The 26,611-nt window shown below is 63.4% G+C and carries 24 protein-coding genes; 15 read left to right on the forward strand and 9 right to left on the reverse strand.

Annotated features, from left to right (window positions below):
- Positions 1 to 50 precede the first annotated feature (50 nt).
- From ACN0SO_RS21865 to ACN0SO_RS21875, 3 genes are read left to right on the forward strand one after another with little or no spacing between them, the layout of a single operon-like run.
- Positions 51 to 560, forward strand: coding sequence for a TRAP transporter small permease subunit (locus tag ACN0SO_RS21865; protein ID WP_417681080.1), 510 nt, complete (start codon positions 51 to 53; stop codon positions 558 to 560).
- Positions 557 to 1,873 carry a TRAP transporter large permease gene (locus ACN0SO_RS21870; RefSeq protein WP_417681082.1) on the forward strand — a complete coding sequence of 439 codons (1,317 nt, stop codon included), beginning with the start codon at positions 557 to 559 and terminating at the stop codon, positions 1,871 to 1,873. The genes ACN0SO_RS21865 and ACN0SO_RS21870 overlap by 4 nt, the downstream gene beginning before the upstream one ends.
- A gap of 22 nt (positions 1,874 to 1,895) precedes the next feature.
- Positions 1,896 to 3,173, forward strand: a complete 1,278-nt coding sequence (locus ACN0SO_RS21875) for a hydroxymethylglutaryl-CoA reductase, degradative (RefSeq protein ID WP_417681084.1) — start codon at positions 1,896 to 1,898, stop codon at positions 3,171 to 3,173.
- 48 nt (positions 3,174 to 3,221) lie between these two features.
- Here ACN0SO_RS21875 and ACN0SO_RS21880 read toward each other — a convergent pair whose 3' ends face one another.
- The 5 genes from ACN0SO_RS21880 to ACN0SO_RS21900 form a co-directional block, all read right to left on the reverse strand.
- Positions 3,222 to 4,514 (reverse strand): amidohydrolase family protein, encoded by a 1,293-nt coding sequence (locus ACN0SO_RS21880; RefSeq protein WP_417681086.1) that lies wholly within the window; start codon positions 4,512 to 4,514, stop codon positions 3,222 to 3,224.
- 16 nt (positions 4,515 to 4,530) lie between these two features.
- Entirely contained in the window at positions 4,531 to 5,475 is a 945-nt protein-coding gene (locus ACN0SO_RS21885; RefSeq protein WP_417681088.1) for an ABC transporter permease, read from the reverse strand.
- Positions 5,472 to 6,554 carry an ABC transporter permease gene (locus ACN0SO_RS21890; protein ID WP_417681090.1) on the reverse strand — a complete coding sequence of 361 codons (1,083 nt, stop codon included), beginning with the start codon at positions 6,552 to 6,554 and terminating at the stop codon, positions 5,472 to 5,474. Before ACN0SO_RS21890 ends, ACN0SO_RS21885 begins: the two co-directional genes overlap by 4 nt.
- On the reverse strand, positions 6,551 to 8,098 hold the full coding sequence (locus tag ACN0SO_RS21895; RefSeq protein ID WP_417681091.1) for an ABC transporter ATP-binding protein: 1,548 nt from the start codon (positions 8,096 to 8,098) through the stop codon (positions 6,551 to 6,553). The genes ACN0SO_RS21890 and ACN0SO_RS21895 overlap by 4 nt, the downstream gene beginning before the upstream one ends.
- 134 nt (positions 8,099 to 8,232) lie before the next feature.
- Positions 8,233 to 9,243 (reverse strand): BMP family protein, encoded by a 1,011-nt coding sequence (locus tag ACN0SO_RS21900; RefSeq protein ID WP_417681093.1) that lies wholly within the window; start codon positions 9,241 to 9,243, stop codon positions 8,233 to 8,235.
- A gap of 350 nt (positions 9,244 to 9,593) precedes the next feature.
- On the opposite strand from ACN0SO_RS21900, the gene ACN0SO_RS21905 reads away from it, so the two are divergent.
- Positions 9,594 to 10,631 carry a patatin-like phospholipase family protein gene (locus tag ACN0SO_RS21905; RefSeq protein ID WP_417681094.1) on the forward strand — a complete coding sequence of 346 codons (1,038 nt, stop codon included), beginning with the start codon at positions 9,594 to 9,596 and terminating at the stop codon, positions 10,629 to 10,631.
- A gap of 13 nt (positions 10,632 to 10,644) precedes the next feature.
- Here the strand turns inward: ACN0SO_RS21905 and ACN0SO_RS21910 are convergent, their stop codons facing one another.
- The gene (locus tag ACN0SO_RS21910; protein ID WP_417681096.1) at positions 10,645 to 11,541 is read right to left on the reverse strand and encodes a LysR family transcriptional regulator; all 897 of its coding nucleotides are present in this window, start codon (positions 11,539 to 11,541) and stop codon (positions 10,645 to 10,647) included.
- Positions 11,542 to 11,654: 113 nt separating this feature from the next.
- Here ACN0SO_RS21910 and ACN0SO_RS21915 point away from each other — a divergent pair, with 113 nt between their 5' ends.
- The 6 genes from ACN0SO_RS21915 to ACN0SO_RS21940 are packed head-to-tail and all read left to right on the forward strand — an operon-like array spanning position 11,655 to position 17,374.
- Positions 11,655 to 12,494: a putative hydro-lyase gene (locus tag ACN0SO_RS21915; protein ID WP_417681098.1), complete on the forward strand. Its 840-nt coding sequence runs from the start codon at positions 11,655 to 11,657 to the stop codon at positions 12,492 to 12,494.
- 22 nt (positions 12,495 to 12,516) lie between these two features.
- Positions 12,517 to 13,563: a TRAP transporter substrate-binding protein gene (locus ACN0SO_RS21920; protein ID WP_417681100.1), complete on the forward strand. Its 1,047-nt coding sequence runs from the start codon at positions 12,517 to 12,519 to the stop codon at positions 13,561 to 13,563.
- A gap of 54 nt (positions 13,564 to 13,617) precedes the next feature.
- Positions 13,618 to 14,109: a TRAP transporter small permease subunit gene (locus ACN0SO_RS21925; RefSeq protein WP_417681102.1), complete on the forward strand. Its 492-nt coding sequence runs from the start codon at positions 13,618 to 13,620 to the stop codon at positions 14,107 to 14,109.
- Positions 14,106 to 15,386, forward strand: coding sequence for a TRAP transporter large permease (locus ACN0SO_RS21930; RefSeq protein WP_417681103.1), 1,281 nt, complete (start codon positions 14,106 to 14,108; stop codon positions 15,384 to 15,386). Before ACN0SO_RS21925 ends, ACN0SO_RS21930 begins: the two co-directional genes overlap by 4 nt.
- A gap of 10 nt (positions 15,387 to 15,396) precedes the next feature.
- A complete protein-coding gene (locus tag ACN0SO_RS21935; protein WP_417681105.1) occupies positions 15,397 to 16,050 on the forward strand; it encodes a DUF2848 domain-containing protein in 654 nt (217 codons plus the stop codon).
- 37 nt (positions 16,051 to 16,087) lie between these two features.
- Positions 16,088 to 17,374 (forward strand): amidase family protein, encoded by a 1,287-nt coding sequence (locus ACN0SO_RS21940; protein ID WP_417681106.1) that lies wholly within the window; start codon positions 16,088 to 16,090, stop codon positions 17,372 to 17,374.
- On the opposite strand, the gene ACN0SO_RS21945 is transcribed toward ACN0SO_RS21940, so the two are convergent.
- On the reverse strand, positions 17,371 to 18,168 hold the full coding sequence (locus tag ACN0SO_RS21945; protein ID WP_417681108.1) for a shikimate dehydrogenase family protein: 798 nt from the start codon (positions 18,166 to 18,168) through the stop codon (positions 17,371 to 17,373). The two genes, ACN0SO_RS21940 and ACN0SO_RS21945, sit on opposite strands and share 4 nt — an antisense overlap.
- A gap of 83 nt (positions 18,169 to 18,251) precedes the next feature.
- On the opposite strand from ACN0SO_RS21945, the gene ACN0SO_RS21950 reads away from it, so the two are divergent.
- The 5 genes from ACN0SO_RS21950 to ACN0SO_RS21970 all read left to right on the forward strand — a co-directional run bounded on the left by ACN0SO_RS21950 (position 18,252) and on the right by ACN0SO_RS21970 (position 22,896).
- Positions 18,252 to 18,923, forward strand: coding sequence for a GntR family transcriptional regulator (locus ACN0SO_RS21950; protein ID WP_417681110.1), 672 nt, complete (start codon positions 18,252 to 18,254; stop codon positions 18,921 to 18,923).
- A 68-nt stretch (positions 18,924 to 18,991) separates the two neighbouring features.
- A complete protein-coding gene (locus ACN0SO_RS21955) occupies positions 18,992 to 20,014 on the forward strand; it encodes an ABC transporter substrate-binding protein (protein ID WP_417681239.1) in 1,023 nt (340 codons plus the stop codon).
- An 86-nt stretch (positions 20,015 to 20,100) separates the two neighbouring features.
- Positions 20,101 to 20,868, forward strand: coding sequence for an ABC transporter ATP-binding protein (locus tag ACN0SO_RS21960; RefSeq protein ID WP_417681112.1), 768 nt, complete (start codon positions 20,101 to 20,103; stop codon positions 20,866 to 20,868).
- On the forward strand, positions 20,861 to 21,691 hold the full coding sequence (locus ACN0SO_RS21965) for an ABC transporter permease (protein ID WP_417681114.1): 831 nt from the start codon (positions 20,861 to 20,863) through the stop codon (positions 21,689 to 21,691). Before ACN0SO_RS21960 ends, ACN0SO_RS21965 begins: the two co-directional genes overlap by 8 nt.
- A complete protein-coding gene (locus tag ACN0SO_RS21970) occupies positions 21,688 to 22,896 on the forward strand; it encodes an FAD-dependent oxidoreductase (protein ID WP_417681116.1) in 1,209 nt (402 codons plus the stop codon). The genes ACN0SO_RS21965 and ACN0SO_RS21970 overlap by 4 nt, the downstream gene beginning before the upstream one ends.
- Positions 22,897 to 22,929: 33 nt before the next feature.
- Here ACN0SO_RS21970 and ACN0SO_RS21975 read toward each other — a convergent pair whose 3' ends face one another.
- Positions 22,930 to 25,257, reverse strand: coding sequence for a DUF3604 domain-containing protein (locus ACN0SO_RS21975; RefSeq protein WP_417681118.1), 2,328 nt, complete (start codon positions 25,255 to 25,257; stop codon positions 22,930 to 22,932).
- 52 nt (positions 25,258 to 25,309) lie between these two features.
- A complete protein-coding gene (locus ACN0SO_RS21980; RefSeq protein WP_417681120.1) occupies positions 25,310 to 26,581 on the reverse strand; it encodes a TRAP transporter large permease in 1,272 nt (423 codons plus the stop codon).
- Between the last annotated feature and the right edge of the window lie 30 nt (positions 26,582 to 26,611).

Below are 26,611 nucleotides of genomic sequence, written 5' to 3' on the forward strand. Positions count from 1 at the left end.
ACTGCCTGCCTCTTTTATCTGACATCCGAAATGCGCTGGTCGCGACCCTCATGAACGCAGTCTGCGTCTTTATCACCGGTGTGAACCGGATCCTGTTCGTGATCGCCGCCGCGGCGATCTTCGCCGTGGTGCCGATGCTTCTCTACGAAGTCGTCGCGCGTTATGCCTTCGATGCGCCGACCGTGTGGGCGATGGAGGCCAGCACCCTGGTGTTCGGCCCGCATTTCATGCTCGCCGGACCCTATCTGCTGCATCTCAAGGGACATGTGGCGGTCGACATCTTCAGCGCGAAACTGAGCGGCGTCCCCCATGTGCTCGCCGGGATCTTCACCCATCTCGTCGTTGCCGTCTTCGCCGGTGTCTTCGCGGTGGTCAGCTGGCCACTTGCGATGAATGCCTACGGCATGGGTGAAACCAGCTTCTCCGCCTGGAACCCGCCGATCTGGTGGTTGAAATTCATCGTGCCGCTGGCCTTCGCCATGCTGTTTGCCCAGGCGCTGGTTGAAATCGTTCAGGCCGCGCGCGGCAAGGACACCAATGAGATTGGAGCCGACGCATGAGTTCCGAACTCGTTCTTGCCGTCATGTTCGCCAGCCTCGTCGGGCTGCTTCTGACCGGCGTGCCCCTGGCGTTCACCCTCGGTGCTCTGGCGCTGGTGTTCACCCTTGCCCTGTGGGGACCGGCGGCGCTGACCGTCACGGTGCTCAATCTCTATGCCACCATGACCTCGGAAGCGCTTCTGGCGATCCCGCTCTATGTCATGATGGCCAGCGTCCTGCAACGCTCAGGCGTCATCGAAAGCCTCTACAAGGCGATGGAACTCTGGTCCCGCAGGCTTCCGGGTGGTCTGGCCGTCGGAACCATCGCCATCTGCACCATCATCGCGGCCATGACCGGCATCGTCGGCGCCGCCGTGGCGGCCATGGGCATGCTGGCCCTGCCGTCCATGCTGAAGCGCAAATACAGCCCGGAACTGGCGATCGGCACGATCTGCGCCGGCGGCACGCTCGGGATTCTGATTCCGCCGTCGGTCATCACCATCGTCTATGCGGTAACGGCGCAGGCCTCCATCGGGCAGATGTTCATTGCCGGCGTCGTGCCGGGCCTGCTGCTCGCCTCGCTCTATATCGGCTATATCGTGTTGCGTTCCGCACTCGACCCTTCGGTCGCCCCGCGTCCCGCGGACGACGAGGGGGCTGTGAGCTGGCCCGAGCGGATCGCCTCGCTGAAGTCGCTGATCTTGCCGCTCTTCATCATCGTCGGTGTGCTCGGCACGATCTACATGGGGGTTGCCACCCCGACCGAAGCCGCCGCCGTGGGCGTTGTCCTGGCCTTTATCTCGGCAGCGGTCGAGCGGCGTCTCGGCTGGGAGCTTGTCTCCGGCGTCGCGATGGATGTGGTCAAGGTGACCACCATGATCCTTTGGATCACCATCGGCGCGCGTGCCTTCGTGGCCATCTTCACCGGAACCGGCGGCGCGGATTTCCTGCTGTCCTTCATCCAGAACCTCGACGCCAGCCCCTGGGTGGTCCTGGCGGTCATGCTGGCGATCCTGTTCTTCCTGGGCATGTTCCTGGATGAGATGGGCATCATTCTCCTGTGCGTACCCGTCTTCCTGCCGGTGATCGATTTCCTGCAGTTCGACCGGCTCTGGTTCGGCATCCTGTTCCTGGTCTCGGCGCAGATGGCCTACATCTCCCCGCCCTTCGGCTACACGCTCTTCTACATGAAAGGCGTTCTGCCGGCCGGGATCGGCATGGGAACGGTCTACCGTGCCATCGTTCCGTTCATCCTTCTCCAGGCGCTCGGCATTCTGATCTGTGCGCTTTTCCCGGAGCTCGTGCTCTGGCTGCCCAAATCCATGATCAACTAACGTTCAAACGACAGGACATCCGATGAGCGACGTCAAATCGTCCCGTATTGAAGGCCTTCACAAGATGACCCCGGACGCCCGGCTTCAGGCCGTGGCACGTCAGGCAGGCCTCGACAACGAAGCCGTGGCGAGCCTCGCCGATGCGGCCTCCGGCCAGATCGAACTGGCCGACCGGCTGGTTGAAAACGCTATTTCCAGCATGGCCATTCCGGTCGGCGTCGCCACCAACATGACCGTGGACGGACGGGATGTGCTGGTTCCGATGGCGACCGAGGAATCCTCCGTCATTGCGGCCGTCTGCAATTCGGCAAAGCGCTGCCGCCCGACCGGCGGCTTCAAGACGTCGACCAGCGGGCCGATCATGGCCGCACAGATCCAGCTGCTGGGGGCAAGTGATCCGGAAAACGTGCGCCTGAAGGTGTTGGAGCGTTTCGACGAGATCAAGGAGATCTGCGACGCGACTGATCCGCTGCTCCTGAAATTCGGCGGCGGTTTCCGCGATCTGGATATCCGCGTGGTCGACAGCGCCGAAGGCCCGATGACGGTGGTCCATATCATCGTCGACACCCGCGACGCCATGGGCGCCAATGCGGTCAACAGCATGGCCGAGGCCCTGGCGCCGAAGCTCGAGGAATGGACCGGTGCCCGCAGCCTGCTGCGCATCCTGACGAACCTGGCCGACCGGCGGGTCGCCCGCGTGCGCGCGGTCTGGCCGCTGGCCGAAATCGGCGGTGAACAGGTGCGTGACGACATGCTGTCGGCCTATTACTTCGCCGATGCCGATCCTTACCGGGCCGCGACCCACAACAAGGGCATCATGAACGGCATCAGCGCCGTGGTTCTTGCCACCGGCAACGACACCCGCGCCATCGAGGCCGGCGCCCATGCCTATGCGGCCAAGGATGGCCGCTACCGTTCCATGACCCGCTGGGAAAAGGACGGCGACGGCAACCTCGTCGGCATTCTGGAAATGCCGATGGCCGTGGGCCTGATCGGCGGCGCCACCAGGATCCACCCGACGGCCCAGGCCAACCTGAAGATCCTTGGCGTGAAGACTGCAGACGAGTTGGCGCGCATCATCGTCGCGGTCGGCCTCGCCCAGAACTTCGGCGCCATGCGCGCCCTGGCAACGACCGGCATTCAGAAGGGCCACATGGCGCTGCATGCCCAGAACGTGGCCCTGATGGTCGGCGCCGTGGGCGAGGAAGTCGACAAGGTCGCCAGCGAACTGAAATCCCTCGGCAAGGTCCGTCAGGACATCGCCGAGGAAATCCTCGCGCGCCTCAGGTCCGGCAACTGAACGACCTGACAGCCGGCCGGAACCAATTCGGCCGGTTCTGTAGGAGATTCAGTTCCCACCCGGTGCATAATCCGCCGGATCGACCGTATCCGGCCGGCCGGGCAGAGAGAGTGCGGCAACCCTCGGCGGCGTCTCCGAAATCACCTTGCCGGCCCTGACGACGGCAAGGCGGGTCGCCTTCAGCCGGATGGCCTCGATGGTGTCGCGGGCCTGCAGCAGAACGAAGTCGGCCTTGCAGCCCTTGTCGACGCCATAGCCTTCCAGCCCCATGATCTTCGCCGGGTGGGTGGTGACGCAGTCGAAGGCGTAGCGCATCGCCTCGCGGCTGGTCATCTGGCCCACATGCAGACCCATGCTGGCCACTTCCAGCATGTCGCCCGAGCCCATGGAATACCAGGGGTCCATCACGCAGTCGTGGCCGAAAGCGACGTTGATGCCGTAGCCGCGCATTTCCGGCACCCGGGTCTGGCCGCGCCGCTTCGGATAGGTGTCGTGGCGGCCCTGCAGGGTGATGTTGATCAGCGGATTGGCGATCGCATGCACTTCCGCTTCGGCCATCAGCGGCAACAGCTTCGAGACATAGTAATTGTCCATGGAATGCATGGAGGTGAGGTGGGAGCCGGCGGTGCGGCCCTGCAGCCCCAGCCGCTGGGTTTCAAAGGCGAGCGTCTCGATGTGGCGCGACATCGGATCGTCGGTCTCGTCGCAGTGGAGATCGACCATCAGCCCGCGGTCGGCCGCGATCTCGCACAGCCATCTCACCGAACGGGCGCCGTCTTCCATGGTGCGCTCGAAATGAGGAATGCCGCCGACGATGTCGACGCCCATGTCCAGCGCCCTCAAAAGGTTCTTCTCCGCATTCGGCGAACGGAACAGCCCGTCCTGCGGGAAGGCGACCAGTTGCAGGTCGATGTAGGGCGCGACTTTCTCCCGGACCTCCAGCAGCCCCTCGACGCCGGTCAGCCTGTCGTCGCAGACGTCCACGTGGCTGCGGATCGCGAGAAGGCCCTGGCTGACGGCAAGGTCGCAGTAGCGCAACGCCCGCTCGACCACCGCATCGACGGTCAGGATTTCCTTAAGCTCACCCCAGAGCGCAATGCCTTCCAGAAGCGTGCCGCTCTCGTTCATGCGCGGCAGGCCGAGGGAGAGCGTCGCGTCCATATGGAAATGGCAGTCGATGAAGGGCGGCGACACCAGCTGGCCATTCGCATCTATGGTGCGCGCCGCTTCCGCCGTGATGCCCGGCTCGACGGCGGTGATCCGGCCGGCTTCGCAAGCAATGTCGACGCCGGTGCGGCCATCGGGAAGATTGGCGTTCTTGATCAGCAGATCGAGGCTCATGGCAATGTCTTTCCTCTTATCGCTGGCCGCGGAAATAGGGCACGAGAAGTGCGCGCGGATAATCCGCCTTGCGGGCCACCAGCACAAGGGCGGCGATCGACAGGAGATAGGGCATCATCAGGAACACCTGCCCGGGAATGAAGCTGCCGACTTCCGTCTGCAGCCGCACCTGGAAGGCGTCGAAGGCGCCGAAGAGAAGCGCGCCGAGCAGCGCCTTGCCCGGACGCCAGGAGGCGAAGACGGTTAGCGCGATGCAGATCCAGCCGCGGCCGTTGACCATGCCGAAGAAGAAGGCGTCGAAGGCCGACATGGTCAGGAAGGCGCCGCCGAGCGCCATCATCGCGGACCCGGCGACGACCGCGCCGATCCTGAGGCCGTAGACGGAAAGCCCCTGGGACTCCACCGCCGACGGATTGTCGCCGACCGCCCGGATCGCAAGCCCGAGCGGCGTGCGGTAGAGCACGAAGGCGGTGACCGCGACCACCGCAAGCGCCAGGAAGGTCAGCGCCGTCTGCTGGAACAGGGCCGGGCCGATGAAGGGCAGGTCGGAGAGGACCGGAATATCGAGCGGCTTGAACGCCTCGATGCGCGGCGGCGAGGACACGTCCGGCAGCGCCGTGCGGTAGATGAAATAGCTGAGCGAGGTCGCGAACAGCGTGACGCCGATACCCGACACATGCTGGGACAGGCCGAGCGGCACGGTCAGGATCGCGTGGATCAGGCCGAAGAAGCCACCGGCGAGCGCTGCGACCAGCACGCCGCCCCAAAGCCCGGCGCCCAACCAGACCGCCAGCCAGCCGGCCATGGCCCCGGCGGTGAAGATACCCTCGATGCCGAGGTTCAGCACACCGGCGCGCTCGCAGACGAGGGCGCCGATCACGCCGAAGATCAGCGGCGTGGCGATCCGCAGGGCTGCGGCCCAGAAATTGGCGGCAAGGAGAATGTCGAGAATATCGCTCATTTCGCCGCTCCTTCCGCGTGCCGTTGACCGACGAAGCGGATCCGGAACCGGAGGAAAAGACCTGAGACCAGCACCGAAATCAGCGACATGGCGACGATCAGGTCCGCCAGGTAGTTGGAGACGCCGGTGGCGCGCGACATGGAATCGGCTCCAACGAAAATGCTGGCGATGAAGAGCGCCGCGACAACCACGCCGATCGGGTTGAGCCCGGCCAGCATGGCGACCACGATCCCGGAATAACCGAAGCCGGGTGACAGGTCGGCGGTGAGATAGCCTTTCAGGCCCGCGACCTCGCCGACACCGGCAAGCCCGGCGAGCGCGCCGGAAATCAGACCGACCCGGATGAAGGTCGCCGTCACCGGAATGCCGGCATGTCGGGCGGCATTGGCGTTTTCGCCGACGGCGCGGATTTCAAAGCCCCAGACGGTGCGTTTGAGAAGAAGATAGACGCCAAGCGCCGCGACCAGCGCGATGATCAGGCCGCCATGGATGCGCATGCGCGCCATCAGCTTCGGCAGGGCGGCGGCGTCCAGCATCGGTTCGGACTGGGGCCAGCCCATGCCCATCGGATCCTTCATCGGCCCCTCGAGCATCATCTGCACGAAAAGCAGGATGACGAAGTTGAGCAGCAGGGTGGTGACCACTTCGTCGACGCCGAGCCGGGTCTTGAGCAAGGTCGGTCCGAGCATGACCAGCCCGCCGGCAAGGGCGCCGCAGAAGACCACCAGCGGGATCAGCACGAAGGACGGCGCATCGATCACTCCGGTGCCCACGGCAACGGCGGCAAGGGCGCCGGCATAAAGCTGGCCCTCCGCACCGATGTTCCAGAGCTTCGCCCGGAAGGCGAGTGCGGCGGCAAGGCCGGTCAGGATCAGCGGTGTTGCCCGAGTGAGCATCTCGGTAAAGGCGAACAGGGAGCCGAAGGCGCCGGTCGCCATCAGCCCGTAGGCCTTGAAGATGTTGAGGCCGGCAAAAGCCATCGGGATCGCGGCCAACGCCAGCGCGACAAGCGCGGCCGCCACGGGAACGAGGACCAGGCGGGAGAGGGAGGCCGGCTCGCGCGGTTCGAAACGGATCATGCGGCCTGCTCCTCGCTGTGTCCGGCCATGCGCAGGCCGAGTGTCCCCCGGTCGAGGTTTTCGGTTTTTTCGGCGGAAGAGAGATGTCCGCGATGGATGACGGCAATCCGGTCCGACAGGCGCATGAGTTCGTCCAGGTCCTCGGAAATCAGGATGACACCGGCACCACGGGCCCGGGCCTCGAGGAGGCGGCGGTGGACATCAGCGGTGGCGCCTACATCAAGCCCGCGCGAGGGTTGGGCGGCGAGCACGACGATGGGATCGGAATCGAGCGTCCGGGCAAGGACGATCTTCTGGATGTTGCCACCGGAGAGCAACCGTGCCGGTGCGTTGCCGCCCTGGCAGCGGATGTCATAGGCGGCAATCGCCTCCTTGGCGCGGGCGGCGATGGCATCGAAACGCAGGAAGCCGAAGCGCTGGTTTTCCGGCTTGCGGATTGTCTCGATGGCAAGGTTTTCGGCGACCGACATGGGGCCGACAATGCCGTCCCGGTGCCGGTCTTCCGGTATGCGGGCGATGCCGGCATCGATCATGCCTCGTGCCGACGCCCGCGTCAGCGGCTTGCCGTTGAGGCTGACGGTTCCCGAAATAGGCGATTCCAGACCGGAAATGACCTTGGCGAGCGTGCCCTGGCCATTGCCCGAAACGCCGGCAATGCCGAGAATTTCTCCGGAAAGAAGCTCCAGCTCGACCGCATGCAACGCGTCGCGGCCGGTGCCCGTGGAAACCTGGGACAGAACGAGAAGGGCCGCGCCCGGTTGCTGCGGCGTGCGAGTGCTTTCCGGCACGCTCTTGCCGACCATCAGTTCGGCGAGCTGGCGCTTGTCGCAGCCGGCGGTCGGCTGGTCCGCCACCTTGCGGCCGCCGCGCAGGACGCCGATCCGGTCGGACGCTGCCAGCACCTCGTCCAGCTTGTGGGAAATGAAGATGATGCCGAGACCGTCGGCGGCGAGTTTCTTTAAGGTGGAAAACAGCGTGTCGGATTGCTGCGGCGTGAGCACGGCGGTCGGTTCGTCGAGCACCAGCACCCGCGCATCCCGGTAAAGCGCTTTCAGGATTTCTACCCGCTGCTTCTCGCCGACGGAGAGGGCGGAAATACGGGCGTTGAGATCGACGGTCAGGCCGGAGCGCTGCATCAGGTCGCCCAAATGCTTGCGGGCCTTGCCGCGGGCGGAGCTGAAACTGGAAAGCGGCTCGGTGCCGAGCAGGATATTTTCAAGCGCGGAGAGGTTTTCCGCGAGAGTGAAATGCTGGTGGACCATGCCGATCCCCGCATTCAGCGCCGCATGGGGCGAGCCGGGCTCAAGCTCCCGCAGCGTGCCATCCGGACCCGCCACTTCGACAGTTCCTTCATCGGCGACATAATGGCCGAACAGGATGTTCATCAGGGTGGTCTTGCCGGCGCCGTTCTCGCCGAGAAGGGCCAGGATCTCGCCGCGGTGCAGATCCAGGGAGACGTCGTCATTGGCGGTCAGCGCGCCGAAGCGTTTGGTGATCCGCGTAAGGCTCAGAACGACGGGTGCCCCGTCCATCGTGCTGGTCATGAATTTTTCTCCCCGAAGCGCGCATGAATGCGCCACCCCTTCACGCCGGAAGGTATGACGATAAACGGATGCCTCAGGCTGCGGATGTCGCCCGAGGTCAGATCCTGGGGCGATTCCGCAGCCGGACGACGATCTTACATGGTCGACTTCGGTTCGCTGTCGTTGACGTTGACTCGGAACAGGCCGTCGAGGATTTCCTGTTCCTTCTCCTTGGCGGCCTTTAAAGCGTCCGCCGGAGCGAGCTTTTCGTCCGCGACGAAGCTGCCGCCGCCATAGGACATGAAGCTGTAGGGGCCGTAGTCGGACGGCTCGAAGCTGTCGGTGGCAACGGCTTCAATGGCCTTGTCGATGGTCGGCTCCATGTGCCACAGGGCCGAGGCGAGGATCGTGTCCGGATAGTCGCCGGCCGTATCGATCACGTTGCCGATGGCCAGAATGCCCTTTTCCTTGGCCGCGTCGGAAACGCCGAAGCGTTCCGCGTAGAGGATGTCGGCACCCTTGTCGATCATGGCGAAGGCGGCTTCCTTGGCCTTGGGCGGATCGTACCAGGAGTTGATGAAGGTCACGAGGAACTTCACGTCCGGATTGGTGGACAGGGCGCCTTCCATGAAGGCATTCATCAGCCGGTTGACTTCGGGAATGGCGTAGCCGCCGACCATGCCGATGACGTTCGACTTGGTGGTCGCGCCCGCAATCATGCCGGTGAGGTAGGACGGCTCATGGATCCAGTTGTCGAACACGGAAAAATTCGGCTTGGCCGGACCGAAGGAGGAGCCCATGAGGAAGGCCGTGTCCGGATATTCGGCGGCGACCTTGCGCGCCGCGCGTTCCACGGCGAAGGCCTCGCCGACGATCAGGTCCATGCCCTGTTCGGCATATTCGCGCATGACGCGCTCATAGTCGGTGTTGGCGGTGTTTTCGGAAAAGACATAGGTGACGTCGCCGCGGTCCTGGGCGGCGGTCAGGGCCTTGTGAATGCGGCTCACCCACTGCTGTTCCACCGGAACGGTGTAGATCGCGGCAACCTTGAGCGGCTTGTCCTTGGCCGATGCCGGCTGAAAGGGAAGCGCTGCGACCGCTGCGGCAGCGAAAGTCGCCGACAGGAACGCCCGCCGGGACCAGTTGAAAAGTTTTGAATATGCCATTTGGAACCCCTGGAAACTGTTTTTGGCGCTCAGAGTTGATCATATGTTTTGCACGCTCACAATATATGCAGGCGCTGTGCCGGCTAATTTTTTGAACTTTTGGACAAAATTGACCGGTGGCCGAGGTATTCCCTGGTTGAAGTCCGGACTTTTTGCTTCTTCAGGTAAGTGAGGTCGGCCGCGCCTGAAGATGAAACCGGCATGGTGCGGCCTGTCGTCAACGAGGGTGCGGTGCCTATTGCTATTGCCAAATGACGATACCGGCCCCACCTGAAAGCATGATATGCTGCACTGCAATATAGCCGCGCAGCCCGAAACACCCATGTGCTCCATTTCAGGATTCAGACGAAATGTCCAAGAAGGCCTCGAAACCCCGCACGCTTGACCTGGCCCTTCAGGGAGGGGGGACGCACGGCGCATTCACCTGGGGTGTGCTGGACAGGCTCCTCGAAGCGCCGGAAATTTCCGTAGGGGCGGTCAGCGGTGCCAGCGCCGGTGCGCTGAATGCGGCGGTCCTGGTATCCGGCCTTGTCAGCGGTGGGCCGGAAGAAGCCGCTGTGAGGCTTCGCGCGTTCTGGAAAGCGGTCAACCGCTCCGCCCGGCAGACGACAATCCTGCCGTTCCTGGAAGCCTTTCCTGCGGCCTTTCAAACGGCGGACATGTTGTGGTCGATGGTCAGCGCCGGCGGCATTTCCGTGGCCCCGTCACCGCGCCTGGGCCGCATGGCCCAAGGGATTCTTCGCGATATCCTCGAGGAACATGTCGATTTCGACGCAATCCGGTCGCCGGCAGCATCGAAAATCTTCGTCTCGGCCACCAATGCTAGGTCCGGAGCGTCGCGCATTTTCCGCAATGCGGATCTGAGCGTCGATGCCCTGCTGGCCTCGGCCTGCCTGCCGATGAATTTTCCGCCTGTCACCATAGACGGCGAGGACTATTGGGACGGTGGCTACAGCGCCAATCCGCCCATTCTGCCGATCGTTCAGGAAAGCGACTGCAGCGATCTGTTGCTGGTGACGGTCAATCCGATCACCCGCAAGGAAACCGCGCGAGCCATGAACGAAATCCCGGGCCGAATCAGCGAGATGATGTTCAACCTGAGCCTGGTGAAGGAACTGCGCGGCCTGTCGATGATGAAAGAGGACATGGGCGCCTGGCAATTCCTGGGTACCGGCCTCATTCGAGCCATTCGCGATCTACGCCTTCACGAAATCCACGACGAGGAAGCCATGTCCAAGGTGGATCCGCGTTCGAAGATGACACCCGTCTGGCATCTGCTGAAACACCTCCACGAGACTGGCCGCCACGCGGCGGATGTCTGGATGGAAACCTGCTCAGGCGATCTGGGCAAGCGCTCCACCGCCAGGATTGCGGAGAGATACTTGTGATCCGACGGAGATCTCAGACAGGTACCTGAGCGGTGGTCTGCAAGCCTCTGTCGTGCTCGATGGCGACCTGCTGCGCGATCTTTGCCGCCTGCGCGATCAGCTCGTCCCTCGGTTCGCCGATGAAGGTGGCGGTGAAGCGGAGCGGCGTCGGCAGCCAGCCCGGGTCGAAGGTGGCGATCCGCCTCTCCGCGACCAGCCGCCGTCCGAGCACGGTGGGCAGAATGCCGACGCCGATGCCCGACGCCACCATTTCAAAGCCGGTGGACAGGGAGTTGGTCGGGAAGATCTGCGCCGTACTGCCATAGCGTTCCTGGAGTTCCCTTGTCAGTTCTCGGTGGGGGCGCGAGTTCCGGTTATAGGTGATCACCGGGGTGACGCTCAGGTCGGGGTCTGCCAGGTCGAGCGGGCGGTACCAGCTCAGCTCGAAGGGCGGCAGGTCCAGGTTGTCGACGCTGAAGTCGGACACCGGCCCCATCAGGATCGTGAGATCCAGCGAGCGATCGAGCAGCATGTCCCGGAGATTGAAGGAGATGTCGACCGACACCTCGATCTTCAGTTTCGGGTAGGTCTGGTGAAGCCGGGCGATAAAGTCGGGCAGCCACGTCTGCGCGACGGTTTCCGCCACACCCAGACGGAGCAGGCTGCTGACGCTGTCGGCAGGCATGACATCGGCCTTGATGCGTTCGACAAGGGCTGCGATCTGCTCCGCATGATTGCGCAAAAGAACGCCCTGCTTGGTCAGTGTAACCCCGGTCGGGCCGCGGCTGAAAAGGGCCGTGCCGAGGTCACTTTCCAGACTGGTGATGCGCGCCGATACGGCGGGCTGCGAGATGTTCATCTGCTCTGCGGCCTTGCGCACGCCGCCGAGGCGCGCCACCCACAAAAACGTTCTCAATTGCTCCAGCGTCATGGCGGTTCGACCCTGTTAGGTGATCAGGAATTTCTATCACTTTGGACAGAAAATTGCGATTTGACTTTATACTCCCGCAACCTCAGCATTTTCCACAAGGAATTGAGGTGGGCATGACGGCACTTGTCGAATTTACCGATTTGGTCGGACAGGATGTGGCAACGGTTCGCGATGCGATCCGGCACGGGCGTTACGCCGGACATACGGCCGGCCTTGCCGGCGGCCAGCTGCAATGCAACCTGGCGATCCTGCCCGGCGAGCTTGCAGGCGACTTCCACGAATACTGCCGGAAAAACCCGAAGCCGTGTCCGCTCGCCGGTGTATCGGAAGCCGGCAATCCGCACATCCATCGTCTGGGCGCGGCGGTCGATATCCGCACCGACGCGGCGCTTTACAACATCTACCGTAACGGCGTTCTCACCGATCAGGTGCGCGATCTGAACGACGTCTGGCGCGACGATCTCGTCGCCTTTGCCATCGGCTGTTCCTTCACCTTCGAAAACGCCCTGGTAAAGGCGGGCATCCCGATGCGCCATATCGAGCGCAACGTGACGGTGCCTATGTTCCGCACGACGATCGAGACGGAGCCCTGCGGAGCCTTCGGCGGCGGCATGGTCGTCTCCATGCGTCCGATTTCGAAAGATAGGATCGAAGAGGTTTATTCGATTTGCGCGCGCTATCCGCTTGCGCACGGCAGCCCCATCCATGTCGGGGCGCCGGAGAAAATCGGGATTGAAAACATCGACAAGCCCGACTGGGGAACACCCGTTGACGTTGGGCAAGGGGAAGTGCCGGTCTTCTGGGCCTGCGGGGTGACGCCACAGGTCGCCATCATGCGGGCCAAACCGGAACTTTCCATTGCCCATGCACCAGGCGCCATGCTGATCACCGACGTGAATGAACTGACGCCGCCGATCTACCCTTATAACGACAATAACAAACCGAGTTTCTAACCCTCAGAGGATGGAGAATGATATGATGAAACGTTTCGCCCTTACCACTATTTCGCTGGCGGCGCTTTGCGCCGGCTCCGCGGTCAGCGCGGAAGAGCTGTCCGTCGTCGGCAGCTGGAGCAGCTTGCCGCTGCACAAGCAGTACGAAGTGCCGTTCTGGACCAAGACCCTGCCGGAAGTCTCCGGCGGCGACCTGACCGCGACGCTGACCACCCATGACCAGATGGGCATTTCCGGCGGTGACGTCTTCCGCATGCTTTCCCAGGGCGTCTTCGATGTCGGCATGACCGTGGCCGATTACGCTGTGGCCGACAGCGCGCCCCTGGAAGGTCTCGACGTTCCGCTGATAGCGACCGATGCCGCAACCGCGAAGAAGGCCGTCGATGCCGCCCGGCCGATGGTCGACGACATTTACAAGGATGTCTTCAATTCCAAGGTTCTGGCGATCGCGCCTTATCCGCCGCAGGTCGTCTTCTGCAACGCCGACATCAAGTCGCTGGACGATCTCAAGGGCAAGAAGGTCCGTGCCTCCGGCCGCATGACCGCCAAGTTCCTGGAAGCGCTGGGCGCGGAAGGCGTCAACGTCAGCTTCGGCGAGGTTCCGGGCGCCCTGCAGCGCGGCGTGGTCGATTGTGCGGTCACCGGCGCTGGCTCGGGCTACAACGCCGGCTGGTGGGAAGTCTCCACCCATCTGATGACCCTGCCGCTCGGCGGCTGGGATCCGGTGGTCACCGCCATCAACATGGACAAGTGGAACTCCCTGTCCGATGAGCAGAAGAACGTTCTGCAAACCGCGATCAAGGAAAAGTTCGAGGCTCCGGCCTGGGACGACGCGCAAGGCGCCCTTGAAAACGACATTGCCTGCCTGACCGGAAAGGGCGAATGTCCTTATGGTGAGGCTCGCGGTATGGTGCTGGTGACCCCGAGCGCGGCCGATGAGGCCAAGGCGAAGGACGTGCTCATCACCCAGGTGCTTCCGGACTGGGCCGAACGTGCCGGCTCGGACTGGGCCAAGCGCTGGTCGGACAGCGTCGGCAAGGTCACCGGCGTCGAACTTGACGTGAACTAAGGCCGCACACTCATGACTCCGCTCATTGCCTTTTTAAGGAAAACCAATGACCGCGTGGCGATCGGCGTTGGGCTTGCCCTGCTTGCCTGCGTCGTCTTCACGCTCGTTGAAATCGTTTCCCGCCGGTTGGGAGCGTCATTGGGCGGAGTCGATGAGATTTCCGGCTATGTTATGGCTGTCTCCACCAGCTGGGGTGTCAGCTACGCCCTGACGGAGCGGGCGCATGTGCGCATCGACCTGCTCCGCCAGCGCTTTGTTCCCGTCGGGCGGGCTCTGCTCGATGCGATTGCCATGCTCTGTCTGGCAGCAACCGCCGTGGTCGTCGCCTGGCGCGGCTGGAGTGTCGTCGCCAAGACGCTGTCCACCGGGGCGAGGGCGAACACGCCGCTGGAAACGCCCTTGTGGATTCCTCAGGTTTTGTGGTGGGCAGGCTGGCTCTGGTTCGCCGTGACGGCGTGCCTGCTGATGGCCTTCGTTCTCATAAAGCTTGTGCAGGCGGACTTCGACGCGGTCGATGCCGCTGCCGGGGCGAGGGGCGAGGCATGATCCAGTTTACCGCTTTCGGCCTTCTCGGGCTTCTCGCCCTCTCCATTCCGGTCGGCGTGGTCCTGTTCCTGCTGGCCTTCGGCATAGACTTCTTCTTCAGTCCCTTTCCGTTGATGCGCGGTCTCGGCCAGGTCGTCTGGTCGTCGTCGAACAGTGCCACCCTGATCGCGATCCCGATGTTCGTGCTGCTGGGCGAAATCCTGGTGCGCAGCGGCGTAGCGAACCGGACCTATGCGGCGCTGGACAAATGGGTGTCGTGGCTGCCGGGCGGACTGGTCCACGCCAACATCGCCACCTCGACCATGTTTTCCGCCACCTCCGGGTCGTCGGTCGCGACTGCCGCGACAGTGGCGACGGTGGCCATGCCCCAGGCGCGGGCGCTCGGCTACAACGAGAAGCTCTTTTCCGGGGCGATCGCCGCCGGCGGCACCCTGGGCATCATGATCCCGCCGTCGATCAACCTGATCGTCTACGGCTTCCTGACGGAAAGCTCGATCCCGCAGCTGTTCCTGGCGGGGCTTGTGCCGGGGCTGTTTCTGGCCGGGCTGTTCATGGCCGTCACCGCGATCCTGTGCATTGTAAAGCCGGAACTCGGCGGGCCGCGCCGGTCCAGTTCGTGGGGAGAGCGGTTCGCCAGCCTTGCCGATCTTCTTCCGATCTTCGGCCTGTTCGCTGCGATCGTCGGTTCGATCTATGCGGGCTGGGCAACGCCGACGGAGGCCGCCACGGTCGGCGTGGCCATTGCCCTTGTGATCGCGGCCCACCAGAAGGCGCTGAGCCGGGCCATGATCGCCGATGCGCTGCGCGGTTCGGTCAAGACATCCTCCATGATCATGCTCGTGGTGATCGGTGCCTATGTGCTGAACTTCGTTCTCACCGCCGCCGGCGTCAGCCGCGCCCTCCAGGACGTATTGAACAATCTCGGGCTTGGACCGCTGGCGACCCTGCTGGTCATCGTGCTGATGTACATCATCCTCGGGTTCTTCATCGAAACCCTGTCGCTAATGGTGGCGACGATCCCGATCGTGGTGCCGATCATCGTGCATCTCGGCTACGACAAGATCTGGTTCGGCATCCTGATGATCATCCTGGTCGAAATGGCGCTGATCACGCCGCCGGTCGGACTGAACCTCTACGTGGTGCAGGCCGCGCGGGGCGGCAGACCCTTCAGCGACGTCATGCTCGGCTGCATTCCCTTTGTCATCGCGATGCTTGTCATGGTGGGGCTCCTGATCCTCGCCCCGCAGATCGCACTCTACCTGCCATCCACCTTGTAAGAGGCTTTCCATGCAGTTCAAAACACCGACGGGGGTGCTGGAATGCACCCCGGATACCCTGATTGTTGCCGGATGGACGGGCCGGGACCGGGCCGCCGTGGACCATCACATCGAGGAACTGGCGGCCATCGGCGTGCCCGCTCCCTCCACCGTCCCGCTCTATTACCAGTGTTCCGCATCTCTCCTCACCCGGGATGACCGGATCGAGGTTCTGGGCGGGGAGAGTTCCGGCGAGGCGGAACCGTTTCTCCTGAAGGCGGACGGCAAGATCTGGCTCGGCCTGGCGTCGGACCATACCGACCGGGCGCTGGAAACCTATTCCGTCGCCCATTCCAAGCAGATCTGTGCCAAGCCTGTCGCCGAAGACCTGTGGCTGCTGGACGATGTGCTCGATCATATCGACAGGTTGGAACTGAAGTCCTGGATCCGCGAGGGCGGAGACTGGGTCGCCTATCAGGACGGCACGCTCGCCTCGATCCTGCCGCTGACCGAACTGATGGCCGGGATCACTTTGGAAGAAGGCACCGCCATGCTGTGCGGTACGCTGCCGGCCATCGGCGGGGTTCGCCCGGCAGCCGAGTTCAAAATGTCCCTGACAGATCCTGTAAGGGGCAAGTCGATCGAATGGGGCTACAGTTCGCGCGCGCTTTCGGTTATCTCCTGAGAACCTGCCGCCAATCTTTCACCTGACGAGGACATCCATGAGTAAAGACCTGCAATTCCCCTGGAGTGCCGGGACGGCGCCCGCCCGTGTCGAGGCCGCCCTGAGCCGGATTGCAGAGGACAAGGCCGTCGAGGCCGTCTTTACCAAACCCCTCGTCGAACGGGCCCGTGCCCAGGCGAAAGCCGCTTCGGGAAAGACATCGCCGCTTGCCGGCGCGCTCGTCAGCGTCAAGGCCCTGTTCGATGTGGCGGGCGAGGTCACGACCGCGGCGACGCAGGTGCTGCGCAACGATCCTCCGGCGGTCGCCGATGCGCCGTGCATTGCTGCCCTCAGCGATGCCGGAGCCGTCTTCGTCGGCCTGACCAACATGTCGGAATTCGCCTATTCCGGCATCGGCATCAATCCCCATTACGGCACGCCCGACAATCCCGCCTATCCCGGCGGCGTGCCGGGCGGTTCGACCAGCGGCGGCGCGGTGTCCGTGGCGCTGGGCCTGTGCGATATCGCCATCGGCAGCGACACCGGCGGGTCCTTGCGCATTCCGGCGGCCTTCACCGGCATCACCGGCTTCAAGCCGACGCAAGGCTCGGTCTCGCTTGCCGGCGGCAAGCCGCTCTCCGACACGCTCGACAGCTTCGGGCCGATGGCGAAGACGGTCGCTGCCTGCGAACTCGCCTGGCAGGTGATGGCGGGGCTTCCGGCGATCCCGGTCGCCGCGGAAAAACGGCGCCTGATTGTGGCGCGCAACTTCGGCTTCGACGACATGGACCCTGCAATTGCCGCCGGTTTCGAAACGGTTCTGGATAGCTTGCGCGCTACCGGGTTCGAGATTATTGAGCGGGATCTCGGTGCGGTCGATCTCTACACGCAGGTACCGCCCTGGCACATGACCTCGGTGGAATCGCGCGCCCATTACGAGGATCACTTCCAGGGTGAGCCGGAAAAATTCGATCCGCGCGTTCATGCCCGCATGACCCGGGCTGGCGAAATCACCGCGGTCGAATACCGCCAGACCCTGAACCGCCGCGCGGCTTTTGTGGAAGCCTTCGCGGAAGAGCTCGGCGAGGATCTCCTCCTTATGCCCACGACGCCGATCCTGCCTCCTTCACGGGAAGAACTGATCGCAGACGGCGAGGCGTTCAATCGCCTGAACCTTCTGGCGCTCCGAAATCCGTCGCTCGCCAATGTCGCCGACGGTTGCGCCATCGCGCTGCCCTATGAGCATCAGGACAAGACCTTAAGCGCGATGCTGGTCGGTGCCAATGATAAGGACAAGATCCTTCTTTCCGCCGCCAAGGCGGTTGAGGCGGTGCTGAAGGGTTAATCCGCCCCGACATCCAGTCCGAGAAAGCCCAGTTGAACGTCCAGTTGTCCGGCACCCATGCCGCTGCCGTCGACGACGGCTTTGCCCGCACGTTTTGCAGTCTGAACGAAGGCCGTATCGCCCGAGACGGTGACTGCGTCGCAGAAGAGTTCAGCCTTGGCGATGGCAGCCTCGGGGAAAGGCAGGGGATCCTGAGCGGATTTGCCCAGCGTGGTGGCGTTGACGAGAACCTGTACCTCTTCGGGCGCTTCTGAAACCGTTACCGTCGGCCAGTGATCGCGTACCAGCCGCAGGGCTGCCTCACGCCGGGCCGGGTCGATCTCCTCAAGGATCAGGCAGCCAATGCCCTGTTCGCAAAACGCATCGATGATCGCCATGCCGGCTCCACCGCCCGCACCCTTGATCCAGGCGGTCTTGCCTTTGAGGTCTATCGCACTGCCGGCAATGGCACTGCACATGGCGAGGCCGTCGGTTGCGTCTCCGGTCAGGCGGCCATTCGGTTCCCGGCGGATGGTGTTGAGTGCGCCGAGCCGCGCGGCCCGGTCGGTCATGTCGTCCACGGCGTCAAAGGCGGCCTGCTTGTGCGGATAGGTGATCGAACAACCGAGCATGTTGGAACTGCCGCGCAGGACCAGCCAGAAGCCGCCAAGGGCTGCCGGCTCCAGGTCCAGACCAACCATCACCACATCGATATTCTTCTTTTGGAACAAGGCGTTGAAGGCGGGTGGAGAGAACACACCCGACACCGGATGACCGATGATCGGAAACAGCCGTGTGGCGCCTGTGACCGGCATGAAATCCCTCCCGAATTTTCAATCTTGACTCGTTTATAAAAGGATTCAAAAAATATCCAACATTTTTGGGAATGGGACATAAAATGCTCTTTGGCAAACGGCAGGACGAGGACGACACGGTCGTCGCCATGCTGGCGTCGGCGCTCCGCCGGGACATCTCCTTCGGCGTTCTGCGGCCCGACCAGAAGCTCAAGATCGAAGCCCTGCGCCAGCGCTACGGCGGGTCGAACCACTCCATGCGCGAGACCCTGCGGATGCTCTCCGCAGAAGGTCTGGTGGAAGCCACCAGCCAACGCGGCTTCCGCGTTACGTCGGCAACGGAAGAAGACCTGCGCGACATCCTGCTGATGCGGCTGGAGATCGAGAAGCTCGGTTTAGCTCGGTCCATGGAGCGCAGCAACGTCGCTTGGGAAGGCCGGGTCATTGCGGCATTCCACACCCTGCGCCATGCGGACGCCCATGTTCAGGACCATCCTGACGACCTGACCGCGCTGGAGTGGGACGAGGCCTGCCGGGCGCTGTCCGCCGTTCTGATGGAAGCCTGCGGCTCGCCGCGCCTGATCGACCTGGCGGAGAAATTCTTCAACCAGTCGCGCCGCTTCCGGCTGGCGCTGTTGCGGGAAGGCCAAATCGACTTCGCTGCGCGCAAGGCCCGTCACGATGACCTGCGCGACGCGATCCTCGGCAAGGACACCGAGAAGGCACTTGCCTGTCTTGAAGAGGAGATCGCGGCCGATCTCGGCCGAAACCGCTGATAACGTGCCGCACAGTACAAGCGGCAGATAACACATAAAAACCAACGCCATAGACACTCAGGGAGGAAATCATGGTGAAACTGAACAGACGTGAAACACTGGGTCTGATGGGCGCCGCCGCCGTGGCGGGCCTTGCCCGTCCGGCCATCGCACAGAACCGCAAGACCGTGGTCGGTGCGCTCAGCCTGACCAGCCATTCCGGCAGCTACATCGCGGTGGAACGCGGCTACTTCGCCGATGCCGGCCTCGATGTGGAACTCAAGTTCTTCCAGGCGGCCCAGCCGATGGCAGTGGCGATCGCCAGCGGCGACGTGGACTTCGGCGTCACCGCGATTTCCGGCGGTCTTGTGTCTCTCGCCCAGAAGGGTGCGGTCAAGGTGATCGGCGGCGCGCTTTCCGAAGCGCCGGGCATCGACGGCCAGAAGATCCTGGCCTCCGACGAGGCCTTCAAGGCCGGCCTGACTTCGCCCAAGGGGCTGGACGGCAAGCGCTTCGGCATGACGACGGCCGGGTCCTCGTTCCACTACATGGGCTCCAAGATCGCGGCTGCGGAAGGTGTGACGCCGCAGTTCGTACCGCTGCAGAAGGTCGGTGCCATCATCGGTGCGCTGAAGTCGAACCAGATCGATGCCTGGTCCATCGTCCCGCACATCGCAAAGCCGCTGGCCGGTTCCGGTGCGGCCCATATCATCGGCAACGTTGCCGACTACATTCCGAACTATCAGGTGACGACCGTCTTCACCTCCGCCAAGAACGCCGCCGACGACCGCGCTCTGACCGAAGCCTTCCTCAAGGGCTATTCCGCAGGCGTTGCCGACTATGACGACACAATGGTGGACAAGAAGAACGGCGAGGCTGCCATCAACGAGATGGTCGAGCTGATCCACAAATACGTCTACACCGACCGGCCGCTGGAAAAGGCCGCTCCGTCGATCATCAACGGTTCCATGCTGCTCAACCGCGGCGCGGCCCTGAACGTGGCCTCCGTGCGCGACCAGCTCAACTGGTTCCAGTCGGAAGGCCTGGTCGACAAGGCGATCACCCTCGATACGCTTCTGGACACCAGCTACGTCGAGACGATCGACTCCTAAGAGGGCAACTCCCTCCCGGCGGCGGCCTGACTGTTTACCCACCATGGGTCGTCGCCGGTTTTTTATTTTGCAAACCGAGAGCCGAAATGGACATCAGACTGGATGCCATCAGCCATTCCTATGGCGATATGGAAGTGCTGCGGGACATCACCCTCGACATTCCTTCCGGGAGGATCGTCTGCCTGGTCGGTCCGTCCGGTTGCGGCAAGTCCACGCTCCTGCGCTTTGCCGGCGGGCTGGAACGGCCGGCATCGGGCCGGGTCCTGCAGCTCGGCACCCCGCCGGAAAACTGCCTCAACCCACTGACCTATATCTTCCAGGATTTCGCCCTGCTGCCCTGGCGCACCGTGCGCGGCAACATCTCGCTGGTGCTGGAGGATCACGGTATCCGCGGCGCCAAGGCGGATGCGATCATCACCGACGTCCTTGCCCGCACCAAGCTGACCGATTTCGCCAAGGCCCTGCCCAAGCAGCTCTCCGGCGGTATGAAGCAGCGGGTCGCCATTGCCCGGGCGCTTGCGGTCAACCCGGCGGTGATGCTGATGGATGAACCCCTGTCTGCCCTCGACAGCCAGACCCGCGAACTCCTGATGGACGATCTGATCGCCCTTTGGACGCGCACACCGTTTACCGCCGTCTATGTCACCCACAACCTCGCCGAGGCCGTTCGCCTCGGCCATTCGGTTGTCGTGCTGTCGCGTCGGCCGGGACGGATCCGCGAGATCGTCACCATCGACAAGCCCCTGTCCGAACGCGGTTACGCCGACCCGGAACTGGAGAACATCCAGAAGCACCTGTGGGGTCTGATGCGCGAAGAGGCGCGGGCGGCGGATGAGGAGCTGATCGATGTCTGATCTCTCGTTGAATTCCGCGCCGGCCCAGGCCGACGACCGCCAGATTGAAGTCCGTTTCCGTGGCGGCGGCTTCGCGCCGAAAAGCCGACGCTGGGTCGGCCTTGCCGTTTTTGCCGTGCTGATCGGGGTGGTCGAATGGGGCACGCGCTCGGGCTGGATTACCAGCCTGACTCTGCCCAGGCCGTCCGATGTCCTGAAGACCTTAGGCGACCTCTATTCGTCCGGCCTGCTTTACAAGCATCTCTCGCTGTCGCTTTCCCGCCTCGTGATCGGTGCCGCCATCGGGGCCAGCGTCGGCGTCTCCGTCGGTGTCGTTATCGGCCTGTTTTCCTATATCCGCGCCGGTCTGGTGCCGCTGATCGCCGCGATCTTCCCGATCCCGAAGATCGCGCTGCTGCCGCTTTTCGTGATCTGGTTCGGCATCGACGAAGGCTCCAAATACGCCCTGATCGCCTTCGGCACCTTCACGCCCACCGTCGTTGCCACCTATGGGGCGGTCGATAACGTCGACCGGTCGCTGATCCGCATGGGCCAGAGCTTCGGCCTGTCGTGGTTTTCCATCGTGCGCAAGATCGTCCTTCCCGGCGCCATGCCGGGGATCCTGTCGGGCCTGCGCATCAGCCTGGCGATCGCCATCATCCTGCTGGTCGCAGCCGAAATGCTCGGCGCGCAATACGGAATCGGCGCCTATATCCTGGAAGCGGGCTCCCTTTACGACTTGGAACGGCTGTTTGCAGGCGTGGTGATCCTGTCGCTGCTCGGCGTCATTGTTTCCGCGGTCATCGGCCTGATCGAGCGTCGGCTACTGGACTGGCGGTCATGAGCCGCAAGCCGGAGGCCGACTATGACGTGATCGTCGCCGGCGGCGGTGCCGGCGGCGTCGGTGCCGCTCTCGGCGCGGCGCAGGAAGGCGCCAAGGTGCTGCTGGTGGAAAAATACGGCTTCCTCGGCGGGGCTGCGACCACCTCCAACGTGCTCGCCTATTGCGGCTTCTTCCAGCAGGGACCGCAACCGGTGAAAGCCGTGGGCGGTGTCGCCGACCTGGTGCTCGACGAATTGCGCGCACTCGGCCTGCCCTGCGATCCGTTCCGTTCGCCGACCACGTCCAACTGGATCATCCTGCTCGAACCGGAAGCGGTGAAGCTGGCGCTCGACCGGGTGCTGCAAAGCCACGGCGTCGACGTTCTCCTGCACACGCGCGTCGCTGCCGTCACCCGCACCGCCGACCGGCTGGAATCGGTGACCCTTGCCGGCATGGACGGCCGCAGACGGGTGGTCGGGGAAGCCTTCGTCGATGCCACGGGAGACGCCAATCTGGCGCTCCTGACCGGCCTTGCCTGCCGAACGGGCAATGAGCAGGGGCAATTACAGGCGGTTTCCGGACCGATCCGCGTGGGCGGGCGCAATCCGTCCGTGCCCATCGACCGCAAGGCGATCATTGCCGCGCTTGAGGATTACAACAAGACCGGCGACTGGCCGGTCGCCCGCACCGACGGCGGCATCTACACGGAAGTGCCGCAAACCGGCGAGATGTGGTGGATGATCTTCGATCACCCGCTGGAAGATCTCAGTTCCAAGAGCTTCACCCGCGCCGAACAGGCCTCCCGCGCTGCCGCCCATGATTATGTCAACGTGCTGCGCAAGCATGTGCCCGGCTTCGAGAACGCCTACCTCGCCCAGACCGGCCCCCAGATCGGCGTGCGCGAAAGCCGCCATCCGCCGGCGCGCTACGAACTGACGGCCGAGGATCTTCTGATCGGCCGCCGCCGCCCGGACGGCGTTGCCCGCGCGGCCTGGCCGATCGAGGATCATTCGGTCCCCGGAAAACCGGTCTACCGTTCCATCGGCGGCGACGGCTTTGCCGACATCCCGCTCGACTGCCTGCGTGCCAAGGGCGTCGATAACCTGTGCTACGCCGGCCGCGTCGTCGGCGCCGACAGCGCCGCCTACGCCTCCATTCGCGTCATGGGTACGGCGTTTGCGACAGGAGAGGCGGCAGGGCGGTTCAGTGCGGGTGGAGGGATTTAGATACGCGGGCTCGGTCTGCGGTTCACTCCCGGATCAGCGGTAGAGATAGATCGGGCTCGTCCAGGCCCGGGTGCCGTCCTCCAGTTCGACGCGAATGTAGACCGGATTGTCGCCGTCGGACGTCAGGACAACGGATCTGGTAAACCGCAGCGACCGGTGCGGATTGACCGCCGGCAGCCGGCTCACCTTGAAGAAGCGCGGCAGGTCTCCGGAGGCGTCGAAGACCTGTTCGTCCAGACCGATCTTTGAAATCGGAACCTCGAAGCTGACCAGCGGTGTCTTCACCGAAAGCGTTCCGGCTTCGGCGTCTTCCAGATAAACATCCGCACCGCCGAAATTCCCGGTGGTCAAAGCCTTCCAGGAAACTTCCGTCGGGCCGGTATGATCGAGTGTCTTGTCCGGATTGAAGAAGTTGACCGGCGTGGCCGCCGTGACGCTGTTGTCGGAAACCATGGCTGAGCCGTCCCAGATGACTTCCCGGAAACGGCCGCGGTATTCCGCGCCTTCCCAGTGCAGCCGCAGGCGCGCGCCGAGGTCGTCTTCGCCATAGGGGCGGATGGTCTCCACCAGGTCGAGGCCGTTGAAGATATCCACCTTCAGGATCGGCGAATTGCTGTCGACGGAGACAACCAGCTCGATTTCGCCTTCCGGCAGATGAACGATATCGCCCATCATGGCAGAGCGCGTCGTGACCGGCGTGCTGTCGGCAAACAGCTTCGGGTCGTCATGATAGAGGCTCGCGTCCTGGGTGAAACGCGTTTCGACGGTGATCGCCATGCGCCCGCCGTCCCCACCGGTGGTGCCGTAGTGGCGGCGCTTGCGCATGCAGTCGAGCAAGGTTTCTCGGCTGAGTTCCGGCACGTTGAAACAGGTCAGCCCGCCGATCGCGCCGAACTTGCCCGCCCCCGGATAGCTTGACCCCGGACGTCCCTTGTGGCCATCTGAATTGCATACCACGCCGACCCGGTAGCCGAACTTGATGGCATCGTGCAGCAGCCACTCGAAGGTGCCCCAGGAGGAGTGAACCTCGACCGATTTCTCGAAGCGGCCGTCATGGGCGTAGCCGATATCCGCATAGCGGCCGCCGCAGTGGGCATAACAGACCACGTCGGTCTCGTTGTTGTCCGCGAAGGCCTGGAACAGCTCCCGGGCGGTGAAACAGTCGGTCTCCGCCGTCGTCTGGTCCTCGATCAGCGCATGTGAGGACCGACGGATCGTACGGTCGTCGGTCGGGTAGAAGATGTTGCGGTCTCCGCCGAGTGCGGTGTTGCCGGACCACTCGTAGCCGGGCATGGCCACGAATTCGCCCGGCTTGTCGAACTCCCCCGTGATGCGGTTGAGTTCGGCCCAGAATGCGTCGGTGATCTGGAAGTCATTGCCCTGATGGCCGCAGGCATCGACCCAGGCCTTGTCGCGGGCAAAGGCGAAATAACCGAAAGCGCTGTTGGTGCCGATGGTCTCTTCCGACTGGCCGTGCATGTCGCCCCAGAAATGCACCAGTTCTCTGTCTTCAATGAGGAGCGGATTGGTGCGGGCGACGATCATGCCCACTTCGTCCGTCACGACCACGGCCGCTTTGCCCGGCGCGCTTACCGAAAGCCCCGGAACGGTGACGCCGAAGACGCCTTCGGTCATCTCAACGCTTTCCGGCAGACCGTCGATACTGCCTTCCGCCATCAGGAACAGTTTTCCCGAACAACGGTCGGTGGGATTGCCCCATTTGTCCTCGCCCTTGATCTTGAGCGCGAAGGTCTCGCCCGGCCGGCGCAGCGTCGGCATCACGGCCGCATATTTGGCCGCCGGCCCCGGTACGATCGAGATCATCGGCTGGACCGGCAGGGTCTGGAAATTGAAGGTGGCAATCGGATCGACCAGAACCCGGAACTCGAACGTGTCCTCGCAGAAGGTCTGCAGCCGCATGCCCGGTCCGCCGTGATCGGTGACACCGAAGCGGATGGTGATCGTGTCGCCCACCTGCAGGAAGCCCTTGACCACCTTGATCCAGAGCGTGCGGTCCCAGGGACGCACGTTTCCCTTCGGATCCCAGCGGACCTGCAGCACCGCCCCGTTGGAGGTTTCCACGGTGCAATAGTTGGCGCCCGCCGGGTCGTCGAACTGCGGATTGCCCTGGTCGGATGCAAACCGGAAGCAGACCCGGAGGCTGCCGGAATCGTCGATGCCGAAGGTGCCTGCCGTATAGACCAGGGTAAACGATGCGTAGGAGCCCGCCTCGAACGCGCCCGCCGGCGTGATCTCTGCATGGCCCAGCAGGGACTGGTCGATGGGGTCGCGGATCACGCCGCTGTTCATCGCTTCCCAGGGGCGGTCTTGACGATCGGTGACGGGTACGCTGGCGGACATTTGAAACCTTCTTTTATTCTTGATGCTCGGAAAGGCGGCAGGTTGGAGGGCCTCAGCCGAACAGATGCACGAGGAACAGGGAAACGGACGGGAAGTAGGTGATGATCAGAAGATCGATCAGAAGCACGCCGATATAGGGCCAGATGGTGGTCACGATCTTTTCGATCGGTACCTTGGTGATTGCGGATGCGATGAACAGGTCGACGCCGAGCGGCGGCGTGACGGTGCCGATGCTCAGGTTCACCGAAACAATGATGCCGAACAGGATCGGGTCGATGCCGAAGCTCATGGCGGCGGGATAGAGGATCGAGGTGAAGATGACGACGGCCGCGGCCGCGTTCATGATGCAGCCGACGAACAGCAGGAAGATGTTCACCAGGAGCAGGTAGAGGATCGGGCCGCCTGCGACGTCGGCCAGATAGGCGGAGATGCTCTGGGGGATCTGGTTGATGGTGATCAGCCAGGCAAAGACACCGGCGGAATTCATAATGAACATCACCACAGCTGACGACAGAACCGCCTTCTGGAACGCCTTGTAGAGATCCTTCAGCGTCAATTCCCGGTAGATGAAGCCGACGATCAGGCCATAGAGCACGGCAACGATGGCGGCTTCCGTCGGGGTGAACACACCGCCATAGATGCCCGACAGGATAATGACCGGCATGAGCAGCGGCAAAAAGGCGGCACGGAAGCTGTCCCAGATCCCGGTCAGACCCTGAAACTCGGTCTTCTCGATGCCCTCGCGACGGGTCATGAACCAGTTGAGCACCAGCATGGAAAGACAGATGACGATCCCGGGCGCCAGGCCTGCGAGGAAGAGATCGGCGATCGATACGCCGGTGACAACTCCATACAGGATAAGCAGGATGCTCGGCGGAATGATCATGCCGGTGACGCCGGCGGCCGCGATAGCGGCGGCGGTATATTGCGGACGGTAGCCCTTTTCCTCCATCGGCGCATTCATGACCCCGCCGATGGCGGCCACCGTCGCCGCATTGGAGCCTGACAGGGCTGCGAAGAAACTGGAGCCGAGAATGGCGACGGCTCCCAGTCCGCCGGTCAGATGCCCGACCAGGGAACCTGCGAAATTGACCAGACGGCGAGACATGCCGCCGGTCGACATGATTTCCCCGGCAAGAATGAAGAAGGGAATGGCGAGCAGCGGGAAGGAATTGTTCGTCGACAGCAGGCGCTGTGCGGCGATCTGGAGATCGATGCCGCTGATGATCAGTCCCAGGACGCTCGACAGGCCCAGCGCCACCGCGATCGGCGTGCGGATGAGCATGAGCAGGATGAGAGATCCGAAAATCGCTGCCGTTACCATGGAAGTGTACCGATTTCAGGAAGGTGAAGG

This window comes from Roseibium sp. (assembly GCF_048260565.1).
Lineage (GTDB): Bacteria > Pseudomonadota > Alphaproteobacteria > Rhizobiales > Stappiaceae > Roseibium.

What these genes read in the sequence shown, in the direction of transcription:
- ACN0SO_RS21930 (WP_417681103.1), top strand. Translation starts at nt 14,106, where the DNA reads ATGATCCAGTTTACCGCTTTCGGCCTTCTCGGGCTTCTCGCCCTCTCC.
- ACN0SO_RS21905 (WP_417681094.1), top strand. Translation starts at nt 9,594, where the DNA reads ATGTCCAAGAAGGCCTCGAAACCCCGCACGCTTGACCTGGCCCTTCAG.
- ACN0SO_RS21885 (WP_417681088.1), bottom strand. Translation starts at nt 5,475, where the DNA reads ATGAGCGATATTCTCGACATTCTCCTTGCCGCCAATTTCTGGGCCGCA.
- ACN0SO_RS21960 (WP_417681112.1), top strand. Translation starts at nt 20,101, where the DNA reads ATGGACATCAGACTGGATGCCATCAGCCATTCCTATGGCGATATGGAA.
- ACN0SO_RS21880 (WP_417681086.1), bottom strand. Translation starts at nt 4,514, where the DNA reads ATGAGCCTCGATCTGCTGATCAAGAACGCCAATCTTCCCGATGGCCGC.
- ACN0SO_RS21965 (WP_417681114.1), top strand. Translation starts at nt 20,861, where the DNA reads ATGTCTGATCTCTCGTTGAATTCCGCGCCGGCCCAGGCCGACGACCGC.
- ACN0SO_RS21970 (WP_417681116.1), top strand. Translation starts at nt 21,688, where the DNA reads ATGAGCCGCAAGCCGGAGGCCGACTATGACGTGATCGTCGCCGGCGGC.
- ACN0SO_RS21900 (WP_417681093.1), bottom strand. Translation starts at nt 9,243, where the DNA reads ATGGCATATTCAAAACTTTTCAACTGGTCCCGGCGGGCGTTCCTGTCG.
- ACN0SO_RS21890 (WP_417681090.1), bottom strand. Translation starts at nt 6,554, where the DNA reads ATGATCCGTTTCGAACCGCGCGAGCCGGCCTCCCTCTCCCGCCTGGTC.
- ACN0SO_RS21915 (WP_417681098.1), top strand. Translation starts at nt 11,655, where the DNA reads ATGACGGCACTTGTCGAATTTACCGATTTGGTCGGACAGGATGTGGCA.
- ACN0SO_RS21940 (WP_417681106.1), top strand. Translation starts at nt 16,088, where the DNA reads ATGAGTAAAGACCTGCAATTCCCCTGGAGTGCCGGGACGGCGCCCGCC.
- ACN0SO_RS21945 (WP_417681108.1), bottom strand. Translation starts at nt 18,168, where the DNA reads ATGCCGGTCACAGGCGCCACACGGCTGTTTCCGATCATCGGTCATCCG.
- ACN0SO_RS21920 (WP_417681100.1), top strand. Translation starts at nt 12,517, where the DNA reads ATGATGAAACGTTTCGCCCTTACCACTATTTCGCTGGCGGCGCTTTGC.
- ACN0SO_RS21975 (WP_417681118.1), bottom strand. Translation starts at nt 25,257, where the DNA reads ATGTCCGCCAGCGTACCCGTCACCGATCGTCAAGACCGCCCCTGGGAA.
- ACN0SO_RS21980 (WP_417681120.1), bottom strand. Translation starts at nt 26,581, where the DNA reads ATGGTAACGGCAGCGATTTTCGGATCTCTCATCCTGCTCATGCTCATC.
- ACN0SO_RS21895 (WP_417681091.1), bottom strand. Translation starts at nt 8,098, where the DNA reads ATGACCAGCACGATGGACGGGGCACCCGTCGTTCTGAGCCTTACGCGG.
- ACN0SO_RS21910 (WP_417681096.1), bottom strand. Translation starts at nt 11,541, where the DNA reads ATGACGCTGGAGCAATTGAGAACGTTTTTGTGGGTGGCGCGCCTCGGC.
- ACN0SO_RS21865 (WP_417681080.1), top strand. Translation starts at nt 51, where the DNA reads ATGAACGCAGTCTGCGTCTTTATCACCGGTGTGAACCGGATCCTGTTC.
- ACN0SO_RS21870 (WP_417681082.1), top strand. Translation starts at nt 557, where the DNA reads ATGAGTTCCGAACTCGTTCTTGCCGTCATGTTCGCCAGCCTCGTCGGG.
- ACN0SO_RS21875 (WP_417681084.1), top strand. Translation starts at nt 1,896, where the DNA reads ATGAGCGACGTCAAATCGTCCCGTATTGAAGGCCTTCACAAGATGACC.
- ACN0SO_RS21950 (WP_417681110.1), top strand. Translation starts at nt 18,252, where the DNA reads ATGCTCTTTGGCAAACGGCAGGACGAGGACGACACGGTCGTCGCCATG.
- ACN0SO_RS21935 (WP_417681105.1), top strand. Translation starts at nt 15,397, where the DNA reads ATGCAGTTCAAAACACCGACGGGGGTGCTGGAATGCACCCCGGATACC.